This is a genomic window from Zoogloea sp., assembly GCF_023150065.1.
Taxonomy (GTDB): domain Bacteria; phylum Pseudomonadota; class Gammaproteobacteria; order Burkholderiales; family Rhodocyclaceae; genus Zoogloea.
This window is the reverse complement of record NZ_JAKLLN010000248.1, coordinates 1-509: the sequence shown is the minus strand read 5'-3', so window position 1 is coordinate 509 and position 509 is coordinate 1. Positions and strand designations below refer to the sequence as shown.

The 509-nt window shown below is 68.8% G+C and carries 1 pseudogene; it reads left to right on the top strand.

What is annotated here, in order from left to right:
• Nucleotides 1-509, top strand: a pseudogene (locus L6Q67_RS24515) (metal-dependent hydrolase); the annotation flags it as partial.

Here is a 509-nt window from a genome sequence, read left to right as displayed (position 1 = left end):
CGCTCGCGCATCGTGATCTTCGTGATCGCGGCGCTGCACGCGGCGGCGGCCGGCTGGCTGTACGCCCACATGCAGCGGCTGGTGAATCCGTCGCCCTTCGGGCTGCACCACGGCATCGAGTACCTCTTCATGGCGGTGGTGGGCGGCGCCGGTTACGTGTGGGGCGCGGTGGTGGGCGCCGGGCTGGTGACGCTGCTCAACCAGTGGCTGCAGGATTTCCTGCCGCGGGTGTTCGGCCATTCGGGCAACTTCGAGATCATCATCTTCGGCATGTTGCTGCTGCTCATCCTGCACCGGGCGCGGGAAGGCCTGTGGCCGGCGGTGCTGCGTGTGCTGCGGGTGAAGGCCGCGCCCAAGGTGGTGTCGGATTCCGCCGCCGCGCTGCCGCGCCGGACGATGCCGACCCGCGGCGAGACGCTCCTCGAGGTGAAGGACGTCACCCGCAAATTCGGCGGCCTCGTTGCCAACAACGCCATGAACTTCAGCGTGAAGGCCGGCGAGATCCTGGC